Annotated in this window: 8 protein-coding genes; 2 read left to right on the forward strand and 6 right to left on the reverse strand. The window is 43.1% G+C overall.

Going from position 1 to position 14,517, the window contains the following annotated elements:
* The first annotated feature begins 935 nt into the window (after nt 1-935).
* Entirely contained in the window at nt 936-1,589 is a 654-nt protein-coding gene (locus KHS79_RS10200; RefSeq protein WP_094787182.1) for an outer membrane beta-barrel protein, read from the forward strand.
* A 57-nt stretch (nt 1,590-1,646) separates the two neighbouring features.
* Here KHS79_RS10200 and KHS79_RS10205 read toward each other — a convergent pair whose 3' ends face one another.
* Genes KHS79_RS10205 through KHS79_RS10230 form a run of 6 tightly spaced genes read right to left on the reverse strand, consistent with a single transcriptional unit; the run spans nt 1,647 to nt 8,860 of the window.
* On the reverse strand, nt 1,647-3,434 hold the full coding sequence (locus KHS79_RS10205; RefSeq protein WP_212718674.1) for a BatD family protein: 1,788 nt from the start codon (nt 3,432-3,434) through the stop codon (nt 1,647-1,649).
* Nucleotides 3,428-5,449, reverse strand: coding sequence for a vWA domain-containing protein (locus KHS79_RS10210; RefSeq protein WP_212718675.1), 2,022 nt, complete (start codon nt 5,447-5,449; stop codon nt 3,428-3,430). The genes KHS79_RS10205 and KHS79_RS10210 overlap by 7 nt, the downstream gene beginning before the upstream one ends.
* Nucleotides 5,450-6,475, reverse strand: a complete 1,026-nt coding sequence (locus KHS79_RS10215; RefSeq protein WP_212718676.1) for a vWA domain-containing protein — start codon at nt 6,473-6,475, stop codon at nt 5,450-5,452.
* Complete coding sequence (locus KHS79_RS10220) at nt 6,445-6,960, reverse strand: DUF4381 domain-containing protein (protein WP_212718678.1); 516 nt, start codon at nt 6,958-6,960, stop codon at nt 6,445-6,447. Before KHS79_RS10220 ends, KHS79_RS10215 begins: the two co-directional genes overlap by 31 nt.
* A complete protein-coding gene (locus tag KHS79_RS10225) occupies nt 6,957-7,892 on the reverse strand; it encodes a DUF58 domain-containing protein (protein WP_038290841.1) in 936 nt (311 codons plus the stop codon). The genes KHS79_RS10220 and KHS79_RS10225 overlap by 4 nt, the downstream gene beginning before the upstream one ends.
* A 5-nt stretch (nt 7,893-7,897) precedes the next feature.
* On the reverse strand, nt 7,898-8,860 hold the full coding sequence (locus KHS79_RS10230) for an AAA family ATPase (RefSeq protein ID WP_027707921.1): 963 nt from the start codon (nt 8,858-8,860) through the stop codon (nt 7,898-7,900).
* 358 nt (nt 8,861-9,218) lie between these two features.
* Here KHS79_RS10230 and KHS79_RS10235 point away from each other — a divergent pair, with 358 nt between their 5' ends.
* The gene (locus KHS79_RS10235) at nt 9,219-14,096 is read left to right on the forward strand and encodes an NAD-glutamate dehydrogenase (protein ID WP_212718680.1); all 4,878 of its coding nucleotides are present in this window, start codon (nt 9,219-9,221) and stop codon (nt 14,094-14,096) included.
* Nucleotides 14,097-14,517: the final 421 nt, after the last annotated feature.

Genomic DNA, 14,517 nt, shown 5'->3' on the forward strand with positions numbered 1-14,517 from the left:
ACTTACAGTGGATTGTTTTATATCCTTTATTGTGTATGTACGAACAGTCCACTGTAGGTGTTGATGACCACATCTATACCCTTCACGAATGATTTCTAGGTTTTGTTATCTTCACTCCTCACCCCAATCACCTAATATAGGCTTATGGGACTTCGTCACTCGATGGTCGCACCTAAAAGCCCTTCGTATTGGGTATACATCTCAATATCCGCGCAAACCTGTTTATATCCATCTTCCAATCGCGTTGAAATAAACATTAATGATAACGATGTACTGCTTAGCAAGATAAACGCAGGGTAATGTTCGTTAAACTGTTAGCAATAACTAAACCTTTAGGAAGGTATTTTAGTGTGTTTAATATCTCATTAATTATTTTAACTGCCTTGTTATTTATAAATTGATATTCCATAAACTTATAAAATGATGATGTTATGCTTATGACTTTGTCACGCAAATATATGTTTAACTTCAGTTTTTAGATGTGCTTTGATGCTTTCTATATAAGTCGACTGGTTTGCTTAATAGATTGGTTCTTGTTTTTAAAGCGAAATGGTTTGTTTGATTTTTTTGAATGATGTTAGAGAAATAGATATTCACTGTGCAGTCTGCTGAATTATTTGTTTAAATTGTAATAAATAAATGTTGTTTAAATGGATTAGATTGAATCCGTTTTAATGTCATGAAGCAGAGAAATATAATGGTTGTTTTATTTCACGTTTTTTATATGAAATATAATGCGTTAAATATGTTCAGCCATAAACAAAACAGTAAAGTGTCCTGCTTTTTTATTTAAAAAATCAAACCTTATTACGAAACATTTTTATAAATACAAGCATGAGTTTATCAGGGTATTTGAAGTGGTTCGTAAGGGGCAATACTAAGCGTCAATGGAATAGCTGACAAGCTGTAGTTTAGCTGTTGTATAGGTATATTTTATGAGAAAAACACTTCTGGGTCTTTTAATTACACCATGTTTAGTCGCCCCAACAGTGAGTGCAGACGATGCATTCTCATTGCCTAAACGAGAAGGATTTTATGTTGGTGGAGGGTATGGCCTAGCGAAATATCAAGATGGCTGTGATGGAGTTGACTCTAGTTTTGCGTCGTCTATAACGGATTGTGATCGAAAAGATCAAGGTTACAAAGCATTTGCAGGCTATCGTTTTAATGATTTTTTTGCACTGCAAGGTGGCTACTATGATTTAGGTGAAGCCACTGCTGATGCTGAAAATGGCTATAAGGGTAGCTGGGAAACAGCTCATGGTTCACGGGAAATTAAAGGTTATGCCGTACAGTTAGTGACACTATACCCGGCAGATGAATACCTGGATATCAAAGCAATGATAGGTGCTTTTCATTGGCAATCTGAAACTTCAGCAACAGGCTATTCTGCAAGTCAGGCTATATTCTCTTATGACAATGATGAGCGTGGTACAGACTTAATGTATGGTGTAGGGGTTAATATTCATTTAACCAATCAGCTGTCACTTGGCATTGACTATGAGCGCTTTAACAACGTAGGTGATGATCGCTACGTTGATGACGATGATATCGATTTTATTAGTGGTTCAGTTCAGTATACGTTTTAATATATTCAGTAACCACAAAAAAAGGCACCTAATGGTGCCTTTTTTTGTGGGGTGAAATTATTGTGGTTGAGGATAAAGTGAGGGAAGAATATTACCCTCTTGTTGAGGGGGATTTGACCTAAGCTGCTTTATTTGCAGGAGCAGTTGGTCATAAAGCTGACTGGGATCTTCTGCTGAATGACTTTTGCCATAGCGTGATTGCTGTAGACGATTAAATAATTGCTTCAATTTTTCATCATGCCAAAGGTGTAAGCAGTTCACCAGAGTTGCTGCCTGTGGGGCTTTTAAATGCAGTTGGCTCCAGGCTATAAAATTCTGACAAAGTGTTGGGTAGTCCTGTTGTTGGCAGGCGTTTTTTAGTGCTTTGAATGCAGATGATTCTGTGTCGTTTTTGTGGTTAACGGTTAAGGCGCTGTCAATATTACGAACTGCAACCTTGGCTTTAAACCACCAAAGGATAAGTGTACAGATCCATAACAAAGCAAATAACAGACTTAACCACATCCAGCCTGTTGCTTGGGGTTGATCAATAGTGTCAGGAGACGAATGATCATTGGGTAATTGGCTTTGGGCTGTGTTACTGTCATTTATTTGAGTAGACGTTGAGGTTGCAGGGTTTGTACTTGCTGGTTGTTCGGTGGTGGTTTGACTACCTGGGGCCGCAATCACCTTAAGCGTTCTTGCGGGTAGCTTAGCTGTTCTCGTGCGCTGTTGTGCGGTATCAAACCAGGTGTATTTAACAGCAGGCAAGTTGTATGTGCCTGGCTTAGTAGGTACTAGGGCAACAGACTCTTGTCGACGCCCAACAATGCCATTAGCTGTTGCCTGGTTTTCAGTTTTGGTTTGATCAGGATAGGTCTTTAGTCCAGGCATATTTAAAGAGGGGAGGGGTGGAAGTTGTGCAGCACTCATTCCATCAGCCGTAATGGTGATTGTTCGAGTAATGGAGTCACCTACCTGTAGTTGCTCACGTTCACCACTCCATTTTTCTTTTAGGGTTATATCGGATGCAGGTAGCCAGGGTTGATGCTTAGGGTAATCACTTGGTGCAGCGAGCACCATTAAGTTGATAGGTGCCGTATTGACCTGGACAGGTTTACCTAGCGTGCTGTTAAAAAAGCGGTCAAAAGGCTGCTGGCGAAAAACTTTTGTGGCAGTAAAGGTTTGCTGAGGAATGGTGATTTCACCACTTTTTTGCGGAAAGATCGCATATTGTAGCTCAATCACACTGAAGCGTTTGCCATTGATAATGCGGTCAAAAGAGCGAGGTTTTCCAACCGGTTTGACAATAGCATCTGCAATCTCTAATTCTGAAATTTCACGATCACTGTATAGTGGGACTGAATGAAATATCTGTACCGTTAATAAAGCCTGCCCTTGAACAAAAACTTCTTCTTTATCCAGTCTGGACTCCATGAAAACATCAACATTGCCATTGTTGACATTTGCGTTACCTTTTTTGACATCAAGAGTGATAGGTTGGCTACGTTCTCCATCTAACGTGATAGGGGGAATAATCACATAACCCCTGCGCTTAGGTTTAATGGTAACAATCCAGTCTGTCCAGGCCTGGCTTTTACCGTTAACTGACTGAAACTGGCTACGTTGCTGGGTTGATAAGATACTGAAATGTTCTTTAAGAGGCGTTAAATCTGGTTCGTTAAAAAACTGTTGCTTATCACTTCGCAACGTTAACTCTACCGTGTCATTTTCACTGATTGTGGTGCGATCAACGGATGCCGTCAGTGTCGCATAAGCAGGTAGAGTCACTCCTCCGACACAGCAAAGCAAAAAGCATAAGCGAAGGTATAACCAAAACACGAAAGGGAAGTCATGTTTTACCATAGCGTGTCATCTTCCTGTTGCTGTTGATTGCGCATGCGCTGTTGGTACAAAAATTTACGGCGTAATAAGCCACTAGGATCATCTGGAATTTGGCGAAGCCAGCCTTCTACTGCTTGCTGATTTTCAGTTTGCCCGTCATCAGCTTCAGCATGTTGAGGGGCAATAGCCTGGCTTTTTTCACCCTTGGCATTATCAGGCTGTGGCGAGCTGGGCTGTGGTTTTTCATTACCTTTGGCTAGCTCATTTTCTTGCTTTTGGGTTTCAGGCTCAGTGTGTTGGTTATCTTTAGCGGCTTTGGATTGTTCACCTTTTTTTGGGTTTTTTTCTTGTGAGTTGTCTTGGTGATTCGATTGGTTCTGTTGTGTTTGTTGGTTACTAGGCTGTGAGCTGGTATTGGACTCACTTGCTTCAGACTGGTTATCCATTTGGGGTGATGGTTGCCCAGCGTTTTTTTGGTCTTGGGATTGACCCTGCTGTTGGGATGATGAATTCTCTTGTTGCTGTTGCTGTTGCTGTTGCTGTTGCTGTTGCTGTTGCTGTTGCTGTTGCTGTTGCTGTTGCTGTTGCTGTTGCTGTTGCTGTTGCTGTTGCTGTTGCTGTTGCTGTTGCTGTTGCTGTTGCTGTTGCTGTTGCTGTTGCTGTTGCTGTTTTTGCAGTAATTTTTCCAACAAAGCTTTATTGTGTTGAGCATCATTATGTTTTGGCTCAAGCTTTAAGGCTTTTTCATATGCATCAATAGCCTCCTTAAGCTGGCCTTGTTTAGCCAGGCTATTGCCCTGATTGAAAAAGCCTGTAGCGGTATTAAGCTGGCCAAATAGTTCGGCAGCTGTTTTATAGTCCTTGCTTTTATAGGCTGCTGTGGCTTTCCAGGCAGGATCTTCGAACAGTGCTTGTGCTTGTTTAGGGTTATTCTGTTGTAGTGCTTTGGCGCCTTGCTGATCAGGGGTTTGCCACAAGTCTTGCCAAGCAGCGGCCTGTGTAGAAGGAGATTGCAGTGGTAGATAAAAACATAATAATAATGAGACTAGCCATCCACGACGAAATGCAAGCAACGCAATAGGCAGAAGCATAAGGGTTAACCAGACTCCTTGGTCTTGCCATTGGTCGAAGCCTTGCTGAGTAATCTGACGCTGCTGTGTGCGATTATTATTAGGCAATACATTGTGTAAATCATTGTCAGTCAGCGTCAAGTTACTATAAGTGCCACGATTTTGATTGGCTAAACGTGCGAGTCTTTTGCTGTTTCGCTTGGCAATAATAATGGCACCATTATCATCTTTTAATAAACCCTGGTTGCCAAGCTTGATGGGGGCACCTTGATCAGTACCTACACCAATAACACTCAGTGATACAGGCTCATCAGCTAGCAGCTGACTGATATCTTTTAAGGCTTGCTTAGTAATACCATCAGTCATTAATAACAGGTGCCCTTGGCCTTTGCTTCCTTGTTGTAACAAGCTCAGTCCTTGTTTGATGCCAGCAACTACATTATTGCCGACACTTGGCATGATTTCGGGCTGAAGCGCTTTAGTGAGATTGGCGACAGTTTTAGTATCTTCTGTGAGTGGACTGACGACAAAGGCATCTCCTGAATAGGCGACAAGTCCAGTGAGCCCTTCTGTTCGAAGCTTGAAAAGGTCTTGGAGTTTTCGTTTGGTGGCTACCAATCGACTGGGCTTAACATCTTCGGCATACATCGAAAGCGTTTGGTCAACCACAATAACCAGTGGTGTTTCACTTCGGTGAACAGGGACACTGATTTGCTTCCAGCTTGGGCCGGCCAGTGCAATGGTGGCAAGAAACCAGCCAAAAAATAAAGCAATAAGTGGCCAGCGATGTTGGAAGTGTTGTGATTGTTGACCTACTAAGTAGGGTAGCAATTCTGGGGCAATGACTTGCTGCCAGGTACCACGTTGCTGTTTGACATACCATAATGCAATGGCCAGTGGAATCAGTGCAATGAGCAGTAATAGCCAGCCTGGACGTAAAAAGTGAAAGTGGGTCAATATATCCATTTAAGACTTCCTCATTGACCACCGCTGACTGGATTGGGCAAGGATAAATCCTGCCCAAAGCAAACTAATTAACAAGGCAAAGCCCAATGGCCAGTAGTGCAGTACTTTAATTGGGCGGAATAATTGCGCCTCTTGTTCAACGGGTTCGAGTTTATCCAGTTGTTGATAGATGTCTTCAAGCTGTTCTGTGTTTTTAGCGCGAAAGTAGCGACCGCCTGTTTTTTCAGCAATGGTTTTTAGTGTTTTTTCATCTAAGTCACTTGAAGGGTTTACTTTTCTTCGGCCCAGAGGAGAACCTAAAATGCCTGGCTGAATCATTTCCTCAGCGCCTACACCAATGGTATAGATTTTAATATTTTCTTTAGCGGCTAGCTTAGCAGCCTGCAAAGGTTTGACCTGGCCTGCACTATTATTACCATCAGTCAGTAAAATCAGTATCCGACTTTCAGCAGGGCGTTTTCTTAACTGTTTAATGGACAAGCCAATGGCATCACCAATGGCGGTATAGCTGCCGGCCATACCGATAAAAGACTCTTCCAGTAGAATACGTAATGTGTCTTGATCAAAGGTTAGCGGGGCTTGTAAATAAGCTTGGGAACCAAACAGGATAAGTCCTAAGCGGTCCCCTTTACGGCGGGTTAAAAAGTCATCCAGTACGGACTGAACAACTGTCAGTCGGTCAACATGTTGGCCATTGAGGGTGAGGTCTCTTATTTCCATACTTCGAGATAAATCGATAGCAAGCATAAGGTCTCGTGCATTGCTTGATATGGGGACAGGCTCTCCAACCCAACGAGGCTGACTTGCCGCCAAAAGTAAAGCTATCCAAATCAGTATGAGAAAAAACAACGACCAGCGTCGTCTTACTGTTGTTGATGAAGATGAGCTATCTGTTAGCTGGGTAATCGTTCGGTAAAAAGGTACATGTAATGCTGATTCCTCCCGGGGAGCTGGTCGGAATAGCTGATAACAAAGCCAAGGCAATGGCAATAAAATTAATATCCAGGGCCAGTGTAATTCAACCATGATGCTTTTTTGGTCCAGTTAATTAACAGCGCATGCAAGTGTTCAGTATTGCAGAGTGGGTTAGGTTGATAGCTTGTCACTCCAAGGGCTTGACCAACACCTTCTGTAAAGGCTTTGGAGTGACTTGCCTGATCAAGGATTTGTAGCCACTGCTGGCCACTGAGTGAGGCTATATTCGCACGTGACTGTGTTTGTAGCAGGGTTTGTTTTAAATACTGGTTAGCCTGGTGCAAATAGGTGCTTGTGGCTTGATGCTGTTGATAGTGCTGCCAAATTTGATCAAGCTCAGCCAAGAGGCGCCGCTTATGTTGGAAACGCTGCCAATACCGAAACAGATGCCAACCACAAAAAATAATAACAGCAATCGCCATTACCGCTAATATCCACCAGCCTGGTGACAGAGGCCACCAACTGATGGGCGGAGGCTCATGAATAGGCTTTAACTCGGACAGGGCTTGTGTTAGCTGAGGATTGAGGGCATTCATACAACACGTTTACTCCAGGGTGAATGAAATACCTGTTTTAGTTGATCAATGGCTGGCTGTTGAGTTGTCAGGGGGTGAAATGCCATCCGGTAGCGACGGCAAAATGAAATTAAGGTTTGCTGATGCTGTTGAGCTTGTTCAGCAAAGCGTTGACGCAATTGCCTTTGCTGAGTATTGATTGAGCAACGTCGTTGACCATCAGTAAAGGTATAGTAACCTGGTGGTGGTAATTGACTCTCCAGAGGGTCCTGAATATGAAACATGAGCACATCATTATGACTGGCAAGCCGCGATAAATACTGACGTGCACGTTCAGAAAAGCGTAAAAAATCACTAAAGATAGCGACAGTTGAACCCGGTTTTATCAGTCGGCAAGCATGACCCAGCACGTCAGCAAAGTAGGTGGTAGAGGGGGGCGTAGGCTGTGTCGTCATACTAAGCGCATGATTATACGCATGTATATTATGTAACAACTGCAGTACAATTTTCTTTTGACGCCGGGGTTTGATTTCTTGATGGTTTTTCTCAGAAAAAACGATACCACCCACCCGATCGCTATTGGCCAAGGCTGCCCATGCCAGCGCTGAGCCAGCTTCTGCAGCAATCACTGACTTAAAGTCACCTTGACTACCAAAAAACAGTGACTGGCTCTGATCTACCAGAATAAATACTGGGCGTTCTCGTTCTTCCTGAAATACTTTGGTATGTGGCTCTTGGCTGCGGGCAGTCACTCGCCAGTCGATTGTGCGTACATCGTCACCAGGCTGATAGACTCGTACTTCGGCAAATTCAATACCCCGTCCTTTACGACTGGAGCGGTATTGTCCACTCAATGCACTTTTGGCAATGCGTGGTCGAAACAGGCTTAGCTCCTTAGAATGAAGGCGCAGCTGAATTAAGTCATCTAGTGATGAATAGGCTCGATAAGTCATATTAATTAGGCTATTGGCACCACAGAAATTAATGTGTCTATGACTTGTTGCGGACGAATACCTTCAGCTTCTGCTTCAAACGAAAGTAAAAGGCGATGGCGTAATACATCATGGACAACGGCTTGCACGTCATCAGGGCTGACAAAATCTTTGCCCTGTAGCCAAGCGTAAGTCCGGGCACACCTATCAAGGGCTATGGTGCCGCGAGGGCTGGCGCCATACTCAATCCAACCGGCTAGCTGCTGGTCATATTGGCCTGGATGGCGGCTGGCTTGTATAAGCTGCACAATATACTCGATAACGCTGTCAGCCATATGTAAATCAAGTATTTCCTGGCGTACAGCAAAAATAGTTGCTTGAGATACAGGCTCAGAGGGTGGCGCTGGGGTATGGCTTTTGGCTTCCCCGCGCACTAGTTGCAAGATTTGTCGCTCAGCGGCTGCATCAGGGTAATCAATAAGAACATGCAATAAAAAGCGATCAAGTTGCGCTTCGGGTAATGGGTATGTCCCTTCCTGCTCAATAGGGTTTTGAGTTGCCATCACCAAAAACAGTTCAGGCAGTGAATAGGTCTGTTTACCAACACTCACTTGCCGTTCAGCCATAGCTTCTAACAAGGCAGACTGAACTTTTGCGGGGGCTCGGTTGATTTCATCCGCGAGGACAAGATTATGGAATATAGGGCCTTGTTGAAACTGGAAGGTACCATTTTCAGGGCGGTAGATATCCGTACCCGTCACATCGGCTGGGAGTAGATCAGGTGTAAACTGAATACGGTGAAAATTCGCCTCAAGCCCATGGGCTAGCATTTTGATGGCTTTGGTTTTGGCTAAGCCTGGAGCACCTTCTACGAGTAAATGGCCATCCGCCAGTAAGGCAATAAGCAGGCGTTCAATGAGATGTTGTTGCCCAATAATGACCGTAGCCAGATAATCACGTAATGCATTTATGGCAGCTCGATGACTCATACACCTTTCTCTTTGTAAAACTCATACGACACATCATGCCAACACAGAGTGTCCGGTAATGAATTATGTTTTAGTGTTTAGTCCTGCTAGCTATGGGGGTTATGCTATGGTTTTTCAATAGGACTAAACATTGGTTTTTTTCCCTTTACACATTTATACAGCGGGCTGTATTCGGAAAATACGACTTAAGAGGCTTTTGAAAGTTCCCCTATAATTTTGAGACTAATTAGAAAAAGCTGCTGGCTTGGGTGACTGCGCCAACAATACCTTTTGAAGCATACTACGTTATCCCTTGCACACCAGTTATTAATTTTTTAGCTACCTTGTGTAGTGTTTAGCTTCTCTTGGAGTGAGTGGTATGGGCTATATAGCGGCGGATAACAAAGCGGACTTCCTGGCCAAACTAGTCAATGAGCTAGAGTCTCATGTGCCTAAAGAGCAGTATGAGCCACTTGGGGCTTTTACTCAGCAGTTTTTTTCTGTCACGGCCTTTGAAGACCTCGCTCGGCTTAGTAAAAGTGATGTTATAGGAAGTACATTATCACTATGGCGTTATATCCGGTATCATGATCCCGCTCAACCAAAGATAACGGTTATAAACCCTGAGTATGAGCATCATGGCTGGCACTCCACGCATACAATTATTCAAATATTGCATCAGGATTTGCCTTTTATTGTTGACTCGGTGCGGATGACATTAAATCAGCGAGGGTCAACGATACACTATCTACAAAACAGTGTTTTCAATCATCTGCGTGATGCCTCGCACCACTTAGTGCTGTCTGGAAAAAACACAACGGATACGGTTAAACATAAAGAGGCGCTACTTTACCTTGAGATTGATCGGCTGGATAGTCAGTACGAACTAGAAGCATTACAGCAAGAAATAACGGCAGTTTTATCGGATGTTCGTCTGGTGGTGATGGATCATAAAGCTATTACGAAGCGGGTAGTGGCCTTGGCTGAACAAATTACTCAATGGCCTGTGGGGGAACACGATGAGATTGAAGAGATCAAAGCATTTCTACAGTGGTTAATTAAAGATAATTTCACGTTTTTAGGTTACGAAGAATTAAAGGTTGAGCAAAAAGGACAGCGAAAAACCATTAAACCAGTAAAAGGGATGACTTATGGTCTACTCAAATCTGGAAGGTTATCCTCGCAAGTGGACTGTGATTTTTACGATAATGAATCAATCGTTAGTTTTGCAAAAGCTGGAGAGCGGTCAACGGTTCACCGGCCTGCGTACCCCGATTATATTTCGATTAAGCAGTTAAATGAGCATGGCGACGTTGTTGGTGAGGCTAGAATTCTTGGCCTTTATACTTCACCTGTTTATCACCAAAGTCCACACCATATCCCTTTATTACGTAAAAAAGTAAAGCAGGTTATTGCTAGGTCTCGTATTCATCCTAAATCACATCATGGTAAAGAGCTTAATCAAGTACTTCAGGTGTTGCCGAGAGAAGAGCTGTTTCAAATGTCATTTGATGAGCTATACCACACGGCATTAGGCATTTTACAAATTCAGGAACGGCGGCAAATCCGGCTGTTTATTCGACAGGATAAGAATAAACTGTTTTATTCATGCTTAGTGTATATTCCTCGGGATGTGTACACCACACGGTTGCGGATAAAAATGCAACAAATTCTGGAAGATCGATTAAATGTACAGGATGCAGAGTTTACCACTTATTTCTCTGAGTCGGTCTTAGCACGTGTACACTTTATTTTACGCGTCAACCCTGATCACGAGCATGATTATAACTTGCAAACTTTGACAAATGAAATAATACAAGTTGCGTATTCATGGGAGGATGAATTTCGAGACACACTGCTTGAAGCAAAAGGTGAGGTGTTAGGCAATCACCTTATTGCGCAGTATGCTGATGGATTTCCTGCTGGCTATTGTGATGTTTTTTCACCCCGTACGGCGGTTGTTGATATTGGGCACCTTGAGTCTTTAAGTATTGATGAGCCTCTTGAAATCAGCTTTTATCAGTCTATTGATGATGTTGAAACCACACTGCACTTTAAGGTTTATCACTATTTTCAACCTTTACCGCTGTCTGATTTAATACCGATTATTGAGAATTTAGGTTTAAGGGTGGTGAGTGAACACCCTTATAAAATTCGTAAAAAATCAGGGGAAATTTTCTGGACCCATGATTTTACTCTGGAGTATGCGCTTGAGCAGCCAGGTAACAGCCAACAAACCATCAATTTTCAGCAGGTTAATCGTATTTTTCAGGAAGCTTTTCGTGAAATATGGTTTGGTCGAGCAGAGAATGATGGTTTTAATCGGTTGATACTTGGGGCACAGTTAAACTGGCGTCAAGTGGCGATGTTGCGTGGCTATGCACGCTACTTAAAACAGATTCGATTCAGCTTGAGCCAACCTTATATTGAGTCGACATTAATTCAAAACATTGTCATCACTAAGCTGTTGGTTGAACTGTTTAATATTCGTTTTAATCCAGAATTCGAGGGAACAATTGCACACCGACAACAACAGCAGCAGTCGATTGAATACCAAATTGATGCGGCATTGGATGAGGTTAATGTATTAAACCAGGACCGCACATTACGTCGCTATGTTGATGTTATCAGTGCAACATTACGGACTAATTTTTTTCAGTCGGTGGATTCAAATTCGTCGAATACCAGTAAACAGCCTAAGGCGTATATTTCATTTAAATTTGATCCAACGCGTATTCCTGAAATGCCTCTGCCTCATCCTAAATACGAAATATTTGTGTACTCTCCTCGGGTAGAAGGTGTTCATCTGAGGGGCGGAAAAGTTGCCCGAGGTGGGTTACGTTGGTCAGATCGGCTAGAAGATTACCGTACTGAAGTGTTAGGACTAGTAAAGGCGCAACAGGTAAAAAATGCCGTTATTGTGCCCGTGGGTGCAAAAGGCGGCTTTGTGCCTAAACGGTTACCCACTGGCGATCGAGAGGCGATTATGAGCGAAGGAATTGCCTGCTACCAGCTCTTTATTCGTGGGTTATTGGATTTAACTGATAATTTGCTTGCAAATGAACTCACTAAACCACCACAGGTGGTGTGTTATGATGATGAAGACTCTTATTTGGTTGTCGCTGCGGATAAAGGCACCGCGACTTTTTCTGATATTGCCAATGAAATTGCTCAAGAGTATCAATTTTGGCTAGGCGATGCTTTTGCTTCAGGTGGCAGTGTAGGTTATGACCACAAAAAAATGGGAATTACCGCGCGTGGAGCGTGGGTGTCAGTTCAGCGTCATTTCCGAGAGCAAGGTATCGATGTCCAGCAAGAGACTGTTTCTGTTCTTGGTATTGGTGATATGGCTGGTGATGTATTTGGCAATGGTATGTTGTTATCAAAACAAATTGCGGTGGTGGCTGCATTTAACCACCAGCATATTTTTGTTGACCCAAATCCAGATGTAGCCGCGTCATTTGTTGAGCGTCAACGGTTATTTAAGTTACCTCGCTCAAGCTGGATGGATTATGATCAGGAGCTGATTTCTAGTGGGGGTGGTATTTTTTCCAGAGATGCAAAATCGATCCTTATTTCTCCTGAGATGAAGCAACGATTTGGTATACACGCACCTAGATTAACACCAAATGAGTTAATTCACGCCTTGTTAAAGTCGCCTGTTGATTTGATTTGGAATGGGGGTATCGGTACATATATTAAAGCCCAACGGGAGACGCATAATCAGGTAGGGGATAGAGCCAATGATTCGCTACGTATTAATGGTATAGATCTGCGTTGCCGTGTAGTGGGGGAAGGTGGAAACTTGGGGGTGACGCAACTTGGTCGAGTGGAGTTTGCACTTAATAAGGGAGCCATTAATACAGACTTTATAGATAATGCGGGTGGCGTGGATTGCTCAGACCATGAGGTCAATATCAAAATTTTGCTAAACAGTATTGTTGCTAACGGGGATATGACCATTAAACAGCGAAATCAGTTGCTGGAAACCATGACTGATGCTGTGGCTGAGTTGGTGTTGCTAAATAATTATCGACAAGTGCAGGCTATCTCTCTTGAGGCATGGCAAGCGCAACAGAAAATAGATGAGTATCAGCGTTTTATTCATCACTTGGAGGCGCAAGGAAAACTCAATCGTCGTATTGAGTACTTACCGGATGATGATACGCTTGCAGAGCGAATAGCACAGCACCAAGGTTTAACCCGCCCGGAATTATCAGTATTGATTTCTTATAGTAAGTCTGATTTGAAAAATGCACTGGTAAGTTCTAAGGTGCCTGATGATCCCTATTTAGCACAAGAAGCGCTTACTGCTTTTCCGGCTGTGCTTGCTGAGCGCTTTGGCGAGGAAATTCCCAAACACCGGCTTCATCGCGAAATTGTCGCAACGCAATTAGCGAATCATTTAATTAACATGATGGGTATTACCTTTGTTCACCGTATGCAGTTGTCAACCGGAGGCGATGCGGCTGAAATTGCTCAAGCGTTTGTGATTGCCCGAGATGTTTTTGCTGTCAGTGATTATTGGCAACAAATTGAGGCTTTAGATAATCATGTGGCCGCAGCACTTCAGTTGCAAATGATGCAGAATTTAATACGTCTGTTACGGCGTGCATCGCGTTGGTTTATTCGTAATCATCGAGCAGACCTGTCACCCAGTATCTGTGTTGCTCACTATGGGCCTCGTATGCGCGAGTTTATTGAAGTGTTTCCAACATTGCTTAATGAAGAAACATGTCAACGCTGGCAAACTGAAACAGACGAGCTGATAAATCAGGGTGTTCCTGATGTGCTAGCGGGGGTTGTTGTTGGTTTTCGTCATGTGGTGAGTGGTTTAGCGATTATTCAGGCGGCAGATCAAACTGGATGTCCCTTACCATTAGTCGCACGTGTTTATTTTGCTATGGCTGAACGTTTACACTTAAACTGGTTTACACAAGAACTTGGTAAATTACCTGCGGATAATCACTGGCAATCGTTAGCCCGGGAAAGTATCCGCGATGAGCTGTACTCTTTACAGCGGGCATTGACAGTGAGTGCGCTGTTAACAGATACCTCGGTTAAAGAGGCTGATATTGAGGCTGTTGATATTCCTGTGTTAATACAACGTTGGGTAGATGTTAATGAAGTTTTAGTCAAACGTTGGGACTCTATGCTGGATGATTTACATAGTCAGGGTGCTTCTGAGCTTGCGATGTTTACGGTGGCAAATAGAGAGCTGACTGATATTGCACGATGTGGCTTGGTAGAAAGTTAGTAAGATACTAACGTATACTGGGTCACTAAAAAGGCAGCATTAGCTGCCTTTTTACATAAAAAAACAAATGTATTTTTTAGTGTGGATTGATATAGAGGTATTATATGCCCAATGCGAATGGTTTTTAGGTGCGGCCATCGAGTGACGAAACCCCATGAGCCTATATTAATAGGTGATTGGGGTGAGGAGTGAAGATAACAAAACCTAGAAACCATTCGTGAAGGGTAAACCTTAAAGTTTAATATTGTGAGTATGTCATATGTCATGTTACTTTTACAGAAAGTTTTTACAGAATATCCCTAAAGCAGGGCAGGATATATCCTGAAAAAAAGTATGTGATTTTTAGTGGCTGTTAGTGCGTCAATATTCTTTTTTGTGGTTGTATACCCTTTGCGGAGCAACTTCAGTGAAGGAGCTGGTG

The sequence above is a fragment of the Zooshikella ganghwensis genome (assembly GCF_018263875.1).
GTDB classification, from domain to species: domain Bacteria; phylum Pseudomonadota; class Gammaproteobacteria; order Pseudomonadales; family Zooshikellaceae; genus Zooshikella; species Zooshikella ganghwensis.